Origin of the sequence: Nodosilinea sp. P-1105 (assembly GCF_012911975.1) — a bacterium.
Taxonomy (GTDB): domain Bacteria; phylum Cyanobacteriota; class Cyanobacteriia; order Phormidesmidales; family Phormidesmidaceae; genus Nodosilinea.
Genome location: NZ_SMDQ01000002.1, coordinates 1 through 16466, shown reverse-complemented (window position 1 = coordinate 16466; position 16466 = coordinate 1). Strand labels below are relative to the sequence as shown.

Here is a 16466-nt window from a genome sequence, read left to right as displayed (position 1 = left end):
TTCCTAGGGAGAGTCTAGCTTGTTGGATGCAAATCTGATTCTGGATGTGTCAATACATTCCCAAGATCTGTAGCAGTAGAGTTGTTATGCAAGGTCGTAGGTAAGAAGTTGGTCAATCAACGTTTGATGAAGACAAAAGCTTACATGAAAGCCAGGGTCTTCAACATTTGCAATCCGCTTGATTTTTTGCTGGATTGTTAAATGCTTTTGTCTGTATGAGCAAAAATCAATTTGTGATCCAATATCCTAGCAATTAGGAGTAGCTTATAATGTCAACAAAACTTTCTTCTCCCAGGCAAGACACAGGTAAACGGTCTTACTCTTTAGACCTTGATCATGCTTTGATGTCAGGTTGCTCTATTTGCGGCGGCTTTCATCCTGCCCAAACTCATCAGTCACTACTGGCAGGTATGCCACAAGAACCAGTAGAGCTGGTGGATGATTTAGTCAAGATGCGACTTTATCGTCCAGAGGCTTTGGCTGTAGCTAATACCATTACCGAGGCAGATTTACGTACCGCCCTATTTATAAAAATGGCTGGTCAGGGCAAACCAAAACGAGAGCAGCTTGTCCTCGACTTGATTAAACTGGCAGGCGGCTTGGATGAAGCCTTTTCGGCAGCATTTGGACCTAAGGCTGGACAGTTTTTTGCTGATGCCCAAATTAAAAGCCAGTTTACTCGTCGTAAGTTCCTGCAAAATATCGCTGTAGGTGCAGCTTTGGTAAGCCTGGCTAATTGTGCACAGCAACCAGAAGCGAATGTGCCTGATGCTGAAGCTACCTCTGGTACTACCGGCGATCTGGAAAAAAATGATCTGAAAATTGCTTTTTTACCCATCACCTGTGCTACGCCCATCATTATGTCAGAGCCGCTAGGCTTTTATGAACGTCATGGGCTCGATGTCAATTTAATGAAGTATGCGAGTTGGTCGGTTGTTCGGGATGCGGCAATTGCTGGTGAGCTAGATGCATTTCATATGTTAGCTCCTATGCCCATTTCGATCTCTCTGGGTTTAGGATCAACTGCTTTTCCGATGAGATTAGCTAGTATCGAAAATAACAATGGCCAAGGTATTGCTGTTGCTAAAAAGCATTTAGGAAAGGTGAATGGTCCCGCCGACTTTGCTGGTATGACCATTGGTATTCCTTTCGACTATTCCAACCATAATTTGCTGTTGCGTTACTATCTGGCATCCGGTGGATTAGATCCTGATCAAGACGTCCGTTTACTGGTGTTACCACCCCCAGATGCCATTGCCCAAATGTCTACAGGTCAAATTGATGCATTTATTCTGCCTGATAACTTTACCCAACGGGTTGTATTTGAAGACATTGGGTTTATCCATATTTTGACTAAGGATTTATGGCCAGGACATCCCTGCTGTGCTTTTGTTGCAGGTCAAGACTGGATTGATCAGCATCCCAACACATTCAGGGCGGTTAATAAGGCCATTATTGATGGGGCTGCCTATGCGAATAACCCGGCGAATCGTCGTGAGATTGCAGCAGCAATTGCACCCAGAGAGTATTTAAATCAGCCAGTCGAAGTGTTAGAAGCTGTGATGACTGGTGATTTTGAGGATGGACAGGGGAACGTTTTCAATGAACCCGATCGCATTTATTTTGATCCTTATCCTTGGAAAAGCTTTTCCAGTTGGATTTCTACCCAATTAGTACGGTGGGGATATATGCCCACGGAGAAAGCTAATTATGATGAAATTAGTCAGGAAGTTTTTCTTACTGACTTAGCAAGAGAGCTTTCAGAAGAGTTGGGTATTGATGCTCCTCAGGAGCTAAAGCGAGTAGAAAGTCTCAAGCATGGGGAGTTTGATCCTACTCAACCTGAGACTTATCTTAAAGCACAAAAAGAGAAGTTTGGGATTTAAACATTGATAATGCCCTATAGAACGTCATGGGGAACTGTTTATCTCTTCCCCGATTGTTAGGTAAGGCGTATCGTCTGGTCTTAGCGCATCGACAATTACCCTGGTGGCAAAGGTGAGGCTAAGAGAGGACTATTAAGGCCTAGTTGAGTTAGACCTCAGATTTTTTGCGTGTTGGAGGTATTGCTGATGGCTATTGATCGCTATAGTTTTGAGTTGGCCCGTTCACCTAAGCAGGTTGAGGCCTACTATCAACTGAGGCGAGAAATTTTTTGTGAGGAGCAAGGTTTATTTGTTGTCGATGACGAAGATGATATTGACCGGCTTGCTTACCCCATTATTGCGGTTGACCATGATGCCCCGGCTAGCCAGTCGGTGGTAGGAGTGGTGCGTATCTATGAAGCTCAACCCCGCCTATGGTATGGCGGACGCCTGGGTGTTCACCCCAACTATCGTCGGGTGGGGCGCATTGGTAAAGGATTGATCCAGAAGGCGGTGACAACGGCTAACGGCTGGGGCTGCGATCGCTTTCTCGCTACGGTACAACTCCAAAACGTGCGTTTCTTTCGGCGGCTGCATTGGGAAACTCTAAATGAAATTGTAGTGCGCGATCATCCCCATCATTTGATGGAAGCCGACCTGGACTTTTATCCTCCTGGCAATGAGGAGCGTCCTCCCTTAGCGGTGTCTCCGCTCCAGATGGCCTGAACCAATCATTGCCGATGGTGGAAGTCATGTATTGGTTCCCATGACACTTTTAATACACATGCAATTGTTGTGATGAAAATTGCCTTACTGACCTATTCCACCAAACCCCGAGGGAGTGTCGTTCATACCTGGGAATTGGCAACGGCGCTGCATCATCTCGGCCATCAGGTGGCTATCTACGCCCTCGATAAAGATGGTCAGGACATAGAGCGCTTCTTACCCTGCCCCCTGTACCAGATTCCGGCAAGTCCAGCTCCTGCCGATATAGACGGCCTGATTGCCCAGAGAATTCAAGAATTCGTGACGGGGTTGGCTAGTGCAGACGATACCTACGACATCTACCATGCCCAGGATTGCATTGGGGCAAACGCCCTAGTACAGCTGCGGCAGCGAGGGCTGGTTCCCCATGTGGTGCGCACGGTTCACCATGTAGAAGACTATGCCAGTGCCTATTTGCAGCAATGCCAGGATACCTCGATCTATCAGGCAGATTTATGCCTGTGTGTTAGTGATCGCTGGCAGCAGGCCTTAGCTAATGATTATCATCTCTCTGCAGTACGAGTGGTCAATGGGGTTGACCAGCGGCGATTTACCGACCAGCCCCAGAGCATAGATGCCGACATCAAAGTCACCTATGGCTTAACGGGCTCTCCTATTTATCTAACCGTGGGGGGCATTGAGCCCCGCAAAAATTCCCTGCGATTGCTAGAAGCATTTTCCCAGGTCCAGCACCACCACCCCCAGGCCCAGTTGGTTATTGCCGGAGGGGCAACTTTGTTTGATTACCAGGCTTATCGGGATCAGTTTTTCCAGCGAGTAACCACCCTTGGGCTGACGGTGGGCACCGATTTAATTTTGCCTGGGGTTGTCCCCGATGCCGTTTTACCCGGGTTATACCGTAGTGCAGATGTGTTTTGTTTTCCCTCCGTCAAGGAGGGATGGGGCTTGGTTGTCATGGAGGCAATCGCGGTAGGATTGCCGGTGATTACCGCTAACGAACCACCGTTTACAGAATTTTTAGCCCCCCACCAGGCGCTTTTCGTGACACCTACTTCTATCCCTGATCTGACCAGGGCTATGGTGATGGCAGCGAACCCAAATCAGGCCCAGGACCTGATTTATCATAGCCGTGCGATTTTACCCCACTATACCTGGCAGGCCTCAGCCCAACAGCATGTCCTGGCTTATCAGCGTTTGCTCTCGGGGTCTGCTGCTGCACTCTCAGCCAGCGATGCAGGTTCTTTCATGGCCTGCCGGATTAATTGACGGGCAACATCAAACCCTTCACGAAGACGATTGGTGTCCTGGTGCAACTTACCCATCAGCATGGCTCCTTCCAGTACAGTCATAATCTGTCTCGCCAGCAGCATTGAGTCAATATTGGGGATGAGCTGTTCCTGGGCTTGGACGAATCGTTCTGCGATCGCAGCTTCCCATTGGTTAAAAACCTGGGCTAAATGATCTCGAAAACTTGCATCCTGTTCTACGAGATCAACAATTAAATTGCCTAGGAGACATCCCCCACAGAAGGGGTCTTTGTGCTGTTTTTGCTCCAGCCTATCCAGAATCCAGAACAGTTGATCAATCGGCGATTCGTAGCGTTCTGTCGCCGGATCGAGAACATTCGCTTTCAACTTTTCCCATTCAAAATCAATGAGCGCATGGCCCAGGTCCTGTTTGGATGAAAAATAATTATAGAAGCTACCAGAGGAAGCACCACTGAGATGAAATAACTTGCTGAGCCCAGTAGCCGTTAATCCATGACGGTGAACGGTATCAATCACCGATTCCAGGATATCTTCCCGGGTACGTTTGAGGTTTACCATGGTTAACTCGAATATAATGTCGGTTATGATAAATGACTATGATAAATGACGGCTGTGATCAAAAAATATCCCAACCCTTGGGATAATACAGTTCTTATTTTCCCAAATTCACGGCTGAACTGTCCTCAGGAAAGATAGCTCCCACTAGAGGCTATCTTTCCTGAAATTAACGCTCGAAGGTCGAGAGGGCTGAACAAGCCCCACATTTCGCACATCCTGCGTTGATCTGGTCTGAGGTCATCCCGGCAGCTTTTAGCAGGCTCCCTACTTGTTGATAGAGTGCAAACATAAAATCAGCACTGGGGGCAGGATGGTGGGCCAAGGAGGTTTCCGAGATGGGCACGAAGGGCACCACGAAGGGGTAAACGCCCAAACGAATCAGGTGTTCACTAGTGGTGACCAGGGTCTCAAGGCTATCCCCGAGACCGGCGAGCAAATAAGTACTGACCTGGCCCCAGCCAAATACCTGAACGGCAGCTTGAAAGGCTTCAAAGTAATAGGATACGGGGATCTCAGCTTTACCTGGCATAATCCGAGACCGTACCGCTTCATCCACGGCTTCTAAATGCATTCCAAGACTATCGATGCCAGCAGCTTTCATGTGACTGAACCAGGCAAAGTCATCCGGCGGCTCACACTGCGCCTGAATCGGTATGGGCACTCGAGCTTTAATGGCCCGGGCACAGTCACTCAAATAGGCGGCTCCCCGATCCTTCGTATTAGGAGTCCCTGTCGTCATGATCATGTGCTTGACCCCATCCAGCCGCACTGCTGCTTCAGCAACCTCTGCAAGTTGCTCAGGGGTTTTTCTGGCAATTGTGCGATCGCTAGTCAGGGACTTTTCAATGGCACAAAACTGGCAGGCCGTAGCTTCGTCCCGGTATCGCATACAAGTTTGCTGGACAGTGGTAGCCAGTACATCATGGCTATGGAGTAGAGCAATTTTCCAGTAGGGAGTGCCATCACTGGTAGAGAGGCGATAAAACCGGGGCTGTTTTGGAAACTCAATCGATTGGATGGGCTGCTGGTGATAGGTGAGATTATTCTCATCTGCAGCGTGAGATGCTAGCGCATAGGGCGACTGACTGGCAGTACCCGTGTAAATCGGCACCATTACCGTAGTGCCATCGATGGTAATGGCTTTGTGGTCCGAAGGACCGGCACCGCCCTTGCGCCCGGCAACACCTGGAGAGGCAGCATGCAATTTGAGGCCATGGGTTTGCAATTCTGTAATCAAACGTTGGTGTTCCATGATGGCAATGGGTTGTCTAGCTTACACAATGAACTCAGTATCAGAATTGGATTGATGAAGAGGATGGTCACGCCTGTTGTTTGTGCTCAGGTTTACTTCGAACCAACACCAGAAGGCTGACCCGTTTCAGATTAAGGCTCGGAGGATATCGGTTCAGGCAAAGAGCTATCTGGCGCAGGGCTCACTAGCGTCGTCACCTCCGGAGAAGGTTGTGGCTGAGTCATGGGCTCCATCACAGACCAGGCCTGCTGGTTAACCTGAAGCTGCAACAGGTCAGGACGGGCATAATGACCCACAGAGTCCATCATCCGCTTGCGGTTAAAAATTAGAGAAAAATCGAGATCGGCAATTGCCATTCCTTCGCCTTCAGTAATCGGAGTCCCTAAAATCTCCCCCCTCGGATTAATGATGGCGGTAAAGCAGCCACCGCTAAGAAATTTATGGGACGCCTCATCGGTAGTGATCTGCGCCTTTTGCTCTGGTGTCAACCAGCCCGTAGAGTTGACTACAAAGCAGCCTGATTCCAGCGCATGATGGCGAATGGTCACCTCCATCTGATCAGCAAAAATTTGGCCCACCATTGAACCTGGAAACTGGCTGCAGTGAATTTGCTCATGCTGGGCCATCAGACAATACCGGGCCAGAGGGTTGTAATGTTCCCAGCAGGCCAGGCTACCAAGGCGACCAACCGCCGTATCCAGGGCCTGTAGACCAGCCCCGTCCCCCTGGCCCCAAACCATGCGTTCATGGTAAGTGGGCGAAATTTTTCGCCGTTTGTGCAACAGGGTGCCATCGGCATCAAAGATCAGTTGGGTATTGTAAATCGAGCCGCCATCTCGCTCGTTCACTCCCAGGACCACCACCATGTTGTAAGAACGCGCTGCCCGACTGACTGCATCGACGACGGGACCGGGCACGGTTACAGCTTCTTCATACAGCTTGAGATGGGCCTTCCCCATCTTCACGGGTGGTTCAATAAATGAGAAATAGGGGTAATAGGGAATAAAGGTCTCTGGAAAAACCAGCAGTTGCACCCCCTCCTTGGCTGCAGCGGCAATGGCATTGAGCACTTTTTCAGTAGTGCCGTCTCGACTAAACAGCACCGGGCTGATTTGTACCGCTGCTGCTCGAACATTTTTGGAATAATCCATAGCTCAATTTTAAGAGTGAACAAATACAGAACAGCGCAAAACTCGAATCAAGAAAGACTGGTTGAACAGAACTACGCCGCTCAACGACAAACCCCAACGTCCTTGCTCCCTAAAGCCAGTGACCTTGGAACAGAACTCGCAGCGTTGGTCCCAGCAGCACTATGATGGGCGCCTACCTCGGACCGAAGCGACCTATTGCTAACACATCAGAAAAGCTTTGTGCGTGACCAGTCTTTGCCTATGACCAGTGTTCGACGGTTGCAGGATAAGCCCAAATGGCAAATGGAAAGTATTTGCCCCTGTCAACCTAACTCAGCCATCATAGCAGGTCACATTAAGAATGGCTCGAATTTCTGGAGAGTTTATTGGACAAACTGCGTTATTCAACGAAACGCAGTGTCATTAGAGCAGTGTCACTAGAGATGTCTGACTAGGGTCACCGCCCTGGATGCTATGCGGAGCTCAACATAATATCCATAAAGCCGAGCCCCACTTGATTGATTCTGTATCTCTTAATACAGCTTGTCAGGACCTGGTTGCTTACGCTTTATTTGGATAGAGCTTTCTATTTGGTAAGAGCATGTCAGATATTGTGACTTCCTTGACACCCATTCCAGTTGATGGATTGAAAGAGCTGGGAGAAAAGAATCGGGATAACCCTGCCGATAAGACCTTGACGGTCAAGACGGTCTGCGAAGGCAAATTTCGGAGCTTAAATTTTGCTCGCGACCTCTCTCCCTTTGTGATTGATGAACCGCCAGGCCTGCTGGGAGATAATACTGCTCCGAACCCATCGGAAATTGTCCTGGGGGCTTTTGGTTCCTGTTTAGCCGTTGGGTTACAGGCGAATGCTGCGGCCCGTGGCATTAGTCTTACAAAGCTTGAAATTACCCTGGAGGGAGATATTAATATCACCAGCACCTGGGGCACCGGGGAGTTGGCTAAGCCCCAGATTGGGTTTACCGATGTCAGAGTTAAAGTAGACATTGATGGTAACGCCTCTAAGGAGGAGTTAGCAGAGATGGTCGCCCATGCAAATGAATGGTCGCCAGTGTCGGCGACCCTGCGTAATCCCATGCCCGTTTCTGTGGAGATGATCTAAGGATCAACCTCTAGAGATACTCGGAAAGAACGATGGATTGCCTGACCAGCATCGTTCTTTCACATCATAAGCCCGTTGTTATGTCATCCCCAGATAACTTGACTGGGGAAAATCAGGAGATTAGAGGTGGCTCCAATGAGTGGGCCATCTCATCCTCCTTATATATACCAAGTCCAGCTCGGGATCTGGAGTTTTCCCACAGGCAGAACTCCAGGTCTGGACTTGGATCTGGTTTAGATATCCCACTGCATTTCTTGCTGTGCCCATGAGGTTGAAAAAGGTTATTAATTCATGATTTTGTAGGCTAGACAACTGAATTTTTTTGATTAATTAGTTTAGCTTTTTACGCCTTTACTCCTGGCTAAGGTGACACTGATGTCTTGGCTTTATACCAAGTCCAGCTCGGGATCTGGAGTTTTCCCACAGGCAGAACTCCAGGCCTGGACTTGGATCTAGTTTAATATCCTTGAAAGGCCTGATAAAATGCGTTATCCCTATAATAATGCAGCGATTGGGATCGTATTTTCTAGGGTTGTTTGAGTAATGGTGGCTTTTTGGCTCACTTTTTTGAACGATTTTGAGTCGTCAGCCATTAGTTGAGCTGCGAACTGATATTTCTGAAGAAATCGACCTTGTTTTGATAATGCAAACACTTCAATCTGCACCGCTAAAAAAAATATCGTTGACCCACGAAACAGCACTTGAAGCTGTTCGAGCGGTTGTGCAAGATGCGCTTGTGCCAAAGGTGCAAGATATTGATCTTAAAGGGGAATATCCGACCAATATTCTGGCTCAACTGGGAAAGGCAGGGGCCTATGCCCATGCTGTATCGCCTGAATTGGGAGGTACCGGGTTAGGGCTACGGGCGGCTATCCAGGCCATTGAAGAGGTTTCTAAGGTTTGTGTTTCAACGGGGTTTATGAATTGGTGTCAGGTAGCCTGCACCTGGTATCTGCAAAATACGGACAATACAACCCTGGCTGCATCAATGCTTCCAGATATCGCCTGGGGGCGCAAGCTGGCCGGTACTGGGCTGTCTAATCCGATGAAGCACTTTGCTGATATTGAAAAAATTGCCCTGATGGCTGTGCCGGTGGAGGGTGGCTTTGAGGTCAGCGGTATGTTGCCCTGGGTGTCGAATTTGGGGCCTGGTCATGAGTTTGGCGTGGCTGCAAAAATCGCTGATAGTGATGAATATATGATGGCGGTTGTTTCTGACGAATTAGAGGGCATGACCCTGCGTTGCAATGCTCACTTTATTGCTTTAGAAGGTACAGGAACCTATAGCTGTATGTTCCGTAAGGTATTCGTACCCCATTTCAGAGTACTAGCAGCACCCTGTGAAACCTATGTGCAATGCATTCGCCCCGGATTTATTTTGACCCAAGTCGGTATGGGCTTAGGGCTAGTGGATAGTTGCATTGAGTTGATACGGCGTTCGAACCAGCGCCTTGGCCATGTCAACCAATTTTTAGATGACCAGGCTGAAGATCTGGCCATGGATTTACAGATGGCTAGAGATCGCACCTATGCCCTAGCAGACCGTCTGGATGATTGCCAGGGTAGCGGCGTAGAGGATGTGGCCTTGAACCGTGACGTCATTCAAGTCCGCATTGTTGGTTCCGAGCTATCCCTACGGGCTGCCCAATCCGCCATGCTTCATGCCGGTGCCCGTGCCTATGTCCATGGCAGTGCGCCCGAGCGTAAGCTCCGGGAAGCCTATTTTGTGGCCATTGTCACGCCAGCCCTCAAGCACCTGAAAAAAGTGCTGTGTGCTTTGCCAGAACCGGCTTTGTCGGCTGGCTCGAACATCTAGCGCATGAGTCTATCAAATTTCTGTGGCTGCTGCTCTGAGTATGGGGCCTGGGGCAGCAGCTATGCAGAATTACGCTGGCTAAACCTTGTTCAAGCCTGAAGGGAATTATTTTGTGATGACGGTGAACAACATCAAGTTTAAAAGGGGCGTTTTCCCTCTCTCTCAGCAAACCTGGTGGCAATCTGAGAATGCCAAATCTGTTGGCTTGTTTCTGCTGTCACTGGGCCTCTTCCTGCTGGTGTGGGAAGTAGGGGCGCGGTCGGGATGGTTTGTACGGGGGGTGCCCACCGCCACCGAAACCCTCGGTGAGCTCTGGTGGTGGCTGTCGAACCCGTTTTTTAGAAACGGCCCCAACGACCTGGGCATCGGCTGGAATCTGCTAATCAGCCTGCGCCGGGTAGTCATCGGCTATGTTGCAGCATCGCTGGTGGCCGTGCCCCTGGGCATTTTGATTGGTATTTCGCCAGTGGCGTTCAAGGCCTTTAACCCATACATTCAGCTGCTTAAGCCCGTGTCGCCCCTGGCCTGGTTGCCCCTGGGCCTTTATCTGCTGCGCGATTCCGAAAATACCGGCATTTTCATCATCTTTATTTCCAGCATTTGGCCCACGTTGATCAACACTTCCTTTGGGGTGGCCAACGTGAACCAAGACTACCTGGATGTGGCCGATACTCTGGGTGCCTCCCGTCTGCGCACCATCTTTAAGGTGATTATTCCGGCGGCGCTGCCCAACATTATCTCGGGGTTGCGCATCAGCATGGGTATTGCCTGGCTGGTGATTGTGGCCGCAGAAATGCTGCTGGGGACGGGGCTGGGCTACTTTATCTGGAACGAGTGGAACAACCTGTCGATTCCCAATATTCTGGTGGCCATTTTCATTATTGGCCTGGTGGGGCTGGTGCTGGATAACCTGTTTGCCGCCCTCGAGAAGTTTGTCGCATTTGGTCGAAATTCATGAGAACTGCTCCTGTGAGTCCCTATCTGTCTGCAGATGTTCCCTCTCCCACTGCCCAGCTGTCTATTCGCCAGGTAAGCAAGGTGTTTCCTGGTAAGAAAGGGATGGTCCAAAAGTTGAGGGGTAAAACCAGTCCTGACTTTGTCGCTATTCAGGACATTAACCTGGAAATTGAGCCGAATACCTTTGTGTCGATTATTGGCCCCTCGGGCTGCGGCAAGTCCACTCTGCTGAATATGATTGCAGGACTGAGTCCCATCAGCAGTGGTGAAATTTTACTGAATGGCCACCCCATTACTAAGCCAGGGCCCGACCGGGGCATGGTGTTTCAAAACTATGCCCTCATGCCCTGGATGACGGTGGAGGAAAATCTTCGGTTTGCAGTGGAAACCGTAGACCCCAAGATTTCTAAGAAAAAGCGCGATCGCATCATCAAGGAGTACATTCAGCTGGTCGGTCTCACTGGGGCTGAGGGCAAGCACCCCCATGAGCTCTCTGGCGGCATGCGTCAGCGGGTCGGTATCGCCCGCGCCCTGGCTATTGACCCCCAGATCCTGCTGATGGACGAGCCCTTTGGAGCTCTTGATGCCCTCACCCGGGGGTTTCTGCAAGATGAGGTCGAGCGTATCTGGGAACAGCAACGCAAAACCGTGATTATGATTACCCACAGCATTGAAGAAGCACTGCTGCTGAGCGATCGCATCGTGATGATGACCCGGGGACCTGCTGCCCGCATTGACGAGATTTTAGACGTGCCCTTTCCCCGTCCCCGTAACCGCGAAACCATTGATCAGCACCCGGCATACCACGAGCTCAAGGTCGAAATGGAGAGCCACCTGTTCCGCGAAACCCGTGCCGTGGAAGCGGCAAGAGTTGGATAGTTCTTCCCAATCCCCCCCAGAACACTACAGCTCCAACCACCACCAGCAACTCCCCCCACCGAGTCGTATACCCTGGGGACCGCAGCATTGCCCTCGTCTGCCAATCTTTCTCTATTCCCTCTGCCGCACAGAACACCGTCCCCGCCCCAAACCGCTGATTCAGGCGATCCACTGTTCGCATTAACGCCCCCCACCGCTCCTGCTGGGCTGGGTCACTGAACAAGTCTGTTTGCACCACAGAGGCCGGGCTTAACTCCGTCAGCAGCACCCCAGCTTTCTTGTACTGGTAACCCGGTCGATACAACCGCTCCACAGCTCTCAGTGCTGCCTGGATCAGTGTCAACGTGTCATTTGCCGGTTGGGGCAGCTGCATCACCGCCGAGTTAGCGTACTGGGGCTCATCCGGCTTAAACCGATTGGTGGTGATGAAGACTGTGATGACATGGTTCCTGGGTCTTGACATGATCGATCAGTCATTAAACTTGAAACGCAGCTTGGCCGATTTAAGGCTATTAAGGATATTGACGATAGAGACAGGTGCCCCGAAAAAGCGTGGACTATAAAACAAGAGATTAACTGGGTAGCGTTGTTAACAATCGGAACTCAGACAACATGGACACCGAAAGACTCGTCAGTTTTCTCATACCTCGGCTCCCGCTGATACTAAACCAACCCTTGTCGCCTACGGCTGCGGTGGATGAAGTAACCAGTCGCGCACGACGGATGTGGCAACTTTTAGCGCCAGAGGTGCAACAGCGAGAGGCGGCGCAGACGGCGGTAGAGAAGCTGGCTGCCAATCCTGCTGCAACGGATTGGCAGCAGACTCTGCAATTGCAGCTCCAAGGGATTTTGGCGGCGCGCCCTGATATTGCGGCTCAAGTGGAGTCGATTTGGCAGGAAGGCGCTAGTTCAGAGGCAACGGGCAGTCCTATTTCTAGCCAGATTTCAGTGAATGGTAATCAGAATTTGGCGGTGGGCAATGTATCAGGTCAGGGGCGGGTTTATGGCAATATTGGGGGTTCTGTGGACGAATCGCGGGGCAAAGTCACGGCAGACCGAGGTAGCCAGATTGCCGGGAATGATGCGACCCGTCGCGGTGGTAACTTCTTTTCCCACAACACGATCATGCTGGTGGTGATTGCGATTTTGGCGCTAGGGGCGGTGGCCTGGGCGCTAGCAATGCGGCTAGGACCAGGTGGCCTTGAGCTTGAAATCGAAGGTGGCGAACAATCCGAGCAGCCGATGGAGGCAACCCCTTAATATGACTGGTAGCCCCCTCCCTGATCCCTACCGAAATCGAGTCGATGTTAGCGGCGATCGCAACCTGGCCATCGGTCTACAAACTGATGGAACTGCAATTGCCAATGTCGAAAAGTATGAAATTCACCAGCCTTTACCGCCTCAGCTCTCCCGGTATCAGCTGCCAAATGATATTGCGGACTTTACCGGGCGTGAAGCAGAAGTTAACCGCATCTTAGCTCGGCTCCACTCCAGTAGTGCGACTAACGCAGTGGTCATCTCCGCTGTGGCCGGAATGGCAGGGGTAGGCAAATCGGCGCTGGCAGTTCATGCGGCCCATCGGCTGAAAGCACAATTCCCCGACGCACGGCTCTATGCCAATCTGCGGGGAGCCGATAATAATCCAGTGGAGCCCTTTGACGTATTAGGGCAGTGGCTGCGAGCCTTAGGGCGGGATGACTCCACCATGCCACCGGATTTGCCGGGACGGGTCAATGCCTACCGTTCAGCAATGACAAACCGGCAAGCGCTGGTGTTGCTAGACAATGCTCAAGACGAGGCTCAAGTTACCCCGCTGTTGCCGGGGAGTGGAACCTGTAGCGTCTTAGTGACCAGTCGGCGGCGGCTGGGAGCTCTAGCCGGAGCAGATGTGATTGATTTGATGGTGCTGTCAGAACCAGAAGCACTGGCATTGCTGCAAGCCCTCATTGGCGATGACCGTATACAGAGCGACCATGATGCTGCCCAGCGGATTGTGAACCAATGTGGACGATTGCCCCTCACTGTGCGGATTGCAGGAGGAACCTTGAAGACCAAGCCTCACTGGTCGTTGGCCAGCTATGCAGAGAAACTCGCGAACGAACAGCAGCGCCTGGCTCAGCTTAAACTCAGCAATTTAGACGTTCGTGCCAGCTTTGCCCTCAGCTATGGAGAATTAGCGGACCCTGAAACGAACTTGTTTTGCCTACTAGGATTGTTACCGCGCGACTTTGACCCAGAGGTAGCCGTAGCCCTGGCTGAGCTAGAATCTGAGGCTACTACCACCGGACTGGAAATGCTAGTGGATGCGCAATTAGTGGAAGCGCTACATGAGGGACGCTATCAGCTCCATGACTTGGTGCGTCTGTTTGCCCAGGAGAATCTGGATGACGTTAGCACCCCTGCAGAACAACAGGAAGCCAAGCTACGGGTGATGCAGTGGTATTGGGAGCAGGCCAATTTCTGGGAGAACACGCTCAATTCTTCGCGGCGACGAAAGTTAGCACAGTCGCTGAAGGAACAAGACGAGGCTTGGGCAACCGAGGACTTGGAACAACAATTATTACTGAAGGGACTGGCCTGGTTTGAGCAAGAGCGAACTAATGTGCTGAGTGCGGTAGAGTGGGCCTACCAGGCCCAGGCCTGGAGCCAAGTGATTTCCTTCGTGGTAAACCTGGTTCCTTTCTTTAGTGCACGTAGCTACTGGAACGATTGGGTAAAGACCCATCAGTGGGCACTGGAGGCAGCCCGTCAAGCTGGCGATCAGCAGGGCGAAGCCCAAACCCTCAACAACTTGGGCCTGGTTTACAGCGATCAGGGGCGTTGGGCGGAGGCCATCGAGCTCTATGAGCAAAGCCTGGCGGTGAAGCGAGAGCTTGGGGACCGCCACGGCGAAGCCCAAACCCTGGGCAACTTGGGCAATGTTTACAGCGATCAGGGGCGTTGGGCGGAGGCCATCGAGCTCTATGAGCAAAGCCTGGCGGTGAAGCGAGAGCTTGGGGACCGCCACGGCGAAGCCCAAACCCTCAACAACTTGGGGATGCTATACGCTAAACAAGGGCAACGACAGCAGGCTGTTGACGTTTGGCGAGAGTCCCTCGACAAACTGCATCCTGACTCGCCAGATGCCAAGCAGGTGGCTCAGTGGCTTGCCTCTCCTGACACCTTTTTGCCAACCAGCCGTAGACAGCATTTCATCCGCTGGATCATCGGTATTACCATCCTTGCCTTCATTGGCTTCAACCTCTGGCATGGGCACTGGTTTATCGCGGTTATTGCCGTATTGATCATTGCCGGGTTTGTCGCCTTCCGTGCTTGGCGAACCCTCCATCCTTAGTTGCAAAGTTGATAGCTGCGGCCTCTCTTCACGCACTGAGGTTGTCTCCACCATGGCCAGACTAGATGCTTTCAGCCCATCATACTCTGGACAAGACTGAGCACTGGCGATCGCGATCACCCCTCACCTCACCACCAGCAACTCCCCCCACCGAGTCGTATACCCTGGGGACCGCAGCATTGCCCGCATCTGCCAGTCTTTCTCTATTCCCTCAGCGGCACAAAACACCGTCCCGGCCCCAAACTGTTGATTTAGGCTATCCACCGTTCGCATTAACGCCCCCCATCGCTCCTGCTGGGCTGGGGCACTGAACAGATCCCCCTGCACCACAGAGGCCGGGCTTAACTCCGTCAGCAGCACCCCAGCTTTCTTGTACTGGTAACCCGGTCGATACAACCGCTCCACAGCCCTCAGTGCTGCATGGATCAGCGTCAACGTGTCATTCACCGGTTGGGGCAGCTGCACCACCGCCGAGTTGGCATACTGGGGCTCATCCGGCTTAAACCGATTGGTGGTGATGAAGACCGTCACCACACCAGCCGTCAGCCCATCTCGCCTGACTTTGGCCGCAGCCCGAGCCCCATAGGTGGCCACCGCCTCTTTCAGATCTCCGATCGCCGTCACTGGACGACCAAAGGAGCGCGACACACAGCAGCTCTTACGCGGGGCCGGGCATAGCTCCAGTGGTAAGCAAGGGATACCCCGCAGCTCCTGTACCGTGCGCACGCCCACGATGCCCATCTGCTGCCGTATCCAGCTCAGCTCAACATCCCGCAGCTGAAGGGCTGTTTCTATGCCCTGCTGCTGCAGGCGATCGCTGAGCCGGTGACCAATGCCCCAGATCTCCCCTACAGGTAGAGCGGCCAGCGCTGGTGATGGGGCATCGAGCACACAGACGCCAGATCCCTGCTTGGCCAGATGGTTAGCCACCTTGGCCAGGGTTTTGGTGGTGGCTACCCCTACTGAGACGGGGATGCCGGTCCATTGCTGCACTGTCTGCCGCAGCTGCTGGGCAACGGCCTCCCCATCCCCCGAGAGCCCCAGGAAGGCTTCATCAATGGAGTACACCTCCAACTCTGGGCTGAACTGCTCCAGGGTTTGCATCACCCGCTGGGAGAGGTCGCCATAGAGAGTGTAGTTGGAGGAGTAGACCTGGATCTGGTGGGCCTGGATGAGATCTTGCACCTGGTGAACTGGGGCACCCATCGGGATACCCAAGGCCTTCACCTCATTCGACCTGGCCACAATATTGCCGTCATTGTTAGAGAGCACCACCACTGGCTTGCCCCGCAGCTGGGGGTTAAACACCCGCTCGCAGGACACATAGAAGTTGTTGGCGTCTACTAAGGCTATCCAGCGGCTCATGCCAGGAAGTGGATCACCTTAGTGACCACGCCCCACACCTCAAAGTCAGTGCCTGGGGGAATCTCAATGGGGGGATAGGCCGGGTTCTCTGGCATCAGCCGCAGGGTGCCCCCGGTCTGGTGCAGCCGCTTCACGGTCAGGTCGCCATTCAGCACCGCGATGATGACGCTGTTGTGGGTGGCGGTGATGGCTC

Annotated in this window: 16 protein-coding genes; 9 read left to right on the top strand and 7 right to left on the bottom strand. The window is 52.0% G+C overall.

What is annotated here, in order from left to right:
* Positions 1 to 344: 344 nt before the first annotated feature.
* From E1H13_RS01030 to E1H13_RS01020, 3 genes are all read left to right on the top strand, one after another.
* A complete protein-coding gene (locus E1H13_RS01030; protein ID WP_278002490.1) occupies positions 345 to 1886 on the top strand; it encodes a CmpA/NrtA family ABC transporter substrate-binding protein in 1542 nt (513 codons plus the stop codon).
* A gap of 186 nt (positions 1887 to 2072) precedes the next feature.
* Entirely contained in the window at positions 2073 to 2591 is a 519-nt protein-coding gene (locus E1H13_RS01025; protein WP_169611542.1) for an MSMEG_0567/Sll0786 family nitrogen starvation N-acetyltransferase, read from the top strand.
* Positions 2592 to 2663: 72 nt separating this feature from the next.
* Complete coding sequence (locus E1H13_RS01020; RefSeq protein ID WP_169611541.1) at positions 2664 to 3857, top strand: MSMEG_0565 family glycosyltransferase; 1194 nt, start codon at positions 2664 to 2666, stop codon at positions 3855 to 3857.
* Here E1H13_RS01020 and E1H13_RS01015 read toward each other — a convergent pair.
* The 3 genes from E1H13_RS01015 to E1H13_RS01005 form a co-directional block, all read right to left on the bottom strand.
* A complete protein-coding gene (locus E1H13_RS01015; RefSeq protein ID WP_169611540.1) occupies positions 3779 to 4417 on the bottom strand; it encodes a TetR/AcrR family transcriptional regulator in 639 nt (212 codons plus the stop codon). The two genes, E1H13_RS01020 and E1H13_RS01015, sit on opposite strands and share 79 nt — an antisense overlap.
* A gap of 166 nt (positions 4418 to 4583) precedes the next feature.
* The gene (locus E1H13_RS01010) at positions 4584 to 5669 is read right to left on the bottom strand and encodes an MSMEG_0568 family radical SAM protein (RefSeq protein ID WP_169611539.1); all 1086 of its coding nucleotides are present in this window, start codon (positions 5667 to 5669) and stop codon (positions 4584 to 4586) included.
* A 131-nt stretch (positions 5670 to 5800) separates the two neighbouring features.
* Complete coding sequence (locus tag E1H13_RS01005; RefSeq protein WP_169611538.1) at positions 5801 to 6820, bottom strand: Nit6803 family nitrilase; 1020 nt, start codon at positions 6818 to 6820, stop codon at positions 5801 to 5803.
* A gap of 580 nt (positions 6821 to 7400) precedes the next feature.
* Here E1H13_RS01005 and E1H13_RS01000 point away from each other — a divergent pair.
* Positions 7401 to 7922 (top strand): OsmC family protein, encoded by a 522-nt coding sequence (locus E1H13_RS01000; RefSeq protein ID WP_169611537.1) that lies wholly within the window; start codon positions 7401 to 7403, stop codon positions 7920 to 7922.
* A gap of 494 nt (positions 7923 to 8416) precedes the next feature.
* Here E1H13_RS01000 and E1H13_RS00995 read toward each other — a convergent pair whose 3' ends face one another.
* Positions 8417 to 8665: a hypothetical protein gene (locus E1H13_RS00995; RefSeq protein ID WP_169611529.1), complete on the bottom strand. Its 249-nt coding sequence runs from the start codon at positions 8663 to 8665 to the stop codon at positions 8417 to 8419.
* Between E1H13_RS00995 and E1H13_RS00990 the strand changes: the two genes are divergently transcribed.
* The 3 genes from E1H13_RS00990 to E1H13_RS00980 all read left to right on the top strand — a co-directional run bounded on the left by E1H13_RS00990 (position 8644) and on the right by E1H13_RS00980 (position 11574).
* Positions 8644 to 9738, top strand: coding sequence for an acyl-CoA dehydrogenase family protein (locus E1H13_RS00990; RefSeq protein ID WP_347404099.1), 1095 nt, complete (start codon positions 8644 to 8646; stop codon positions 9736 to 9738). The genes E1H13_RS00995 and E1H13_RS00990 overlap by 22 nt on opposite strands.
* 115 nt (positions 9739 to 9853) lie before the next feature.
* Positions 9854 to 10696 (top strand): nitrate ABC transporter permease, encoded by an 843-nt coding sequence (gene ntrB, locus E1H13_RS00985; RefSeq protein WP_169611535.1) that lies wholly within the window; start codon positions 9854 to 9856, stop codon positions 10694 to 10696.
* On the top strand, positions 10693 to 11574 hold the full coding sequence (locus E1H13_RS00980) for an ABC transporter ATP-binding protein (protein WP_169611534.1): 882 nt from the start codon (positions 10693 to 10695) through the stop codon (positions 11572 to 11574). The genes ntrB and E1H13_RS00980 overlap by 4 nt, the downstream gene beginning before the upstream one ends.
* On the opposite strand, the gene E1H13_RS00975 is transcribed toward E1H13_RS00980, so the two are convergent.
* Positions 11507 to 12037: a DUF4113 domain-containing protein gene (locus E1H13_RS00975; protein ID WP_169611533.1), complete on the bottom strand. Its 531-nt coding sequence runs from the start codon at positions 12035 to 12037 to the stop codon at positions 11507 to 11509. The two genes, E1H13_RS00980 and E1H13_RS00975, sit on opposite strands and share 68 nt — an antisense overlap.
* A gap of 212 nt (positions 12038 to 12249) precedes the next feature.
* Here E1H13_RS00975 and E1H13_RS00970 point away from each other — a divergent pair, with 212 nt between their 5' ends.
* Together E1H13_RS00970 and E1H13_RS00965 are read left to right on the top strand one after the other, a co-directional pair.
* Positions 12250 to 12834 carry a hypothetical protein gene (locus E1H13_RS00970; RefSeq protein WP_169611532.1) on the top strand — a complete coding sequence of 195 codons (585 nt, stop codon included), beginning with the start codon at positions 12250 to 12252 and terminating at the stop codon, positions 12832 to 12834.
* 1 nt (position 12835) lies between these two features.
* Positions 12836 to 14908, top strand: coding sequence for a tetratricopeptide repeat protein (locus E1H13_RS00965; protein WP_169611531.1), 2073 nt, complete (start codon positions 12836 to 12838; stop codon positions 14906 to 14908).
* Positions 14909 to 15031: 123 nt separating this feature from the next.
* On the opposite strand, the gene E1H13_RS00960 is transcribed toward E1H13_RS00965, so the two are convergent.
* Both E1H13_RS00960 and E1H13_RS00955 read right to left on the bottom strand, forming a co-directional pair.
* Positions 15032 to 16273, bottom strand: coding sequence for a Y-family DNA polymerase (locus E1H13_RS00960; RefSeq protein ID WP_169611530.1), 1242 nt, complete (start codon positions 16271 to 16273; stop codon positions 15032 to 15034).
* Positions 16270 to 16466: S24 family peptidase (locus tag E1H13_RS00955; RefSeq protein ID WP_240966347.1), on the bottom strand; the 197-nt coding region annotated here is incomplete at its 5' end. The genes E1H13_RS00960 and E1H13_RS00955, both read right to left, overlap by 4 nt.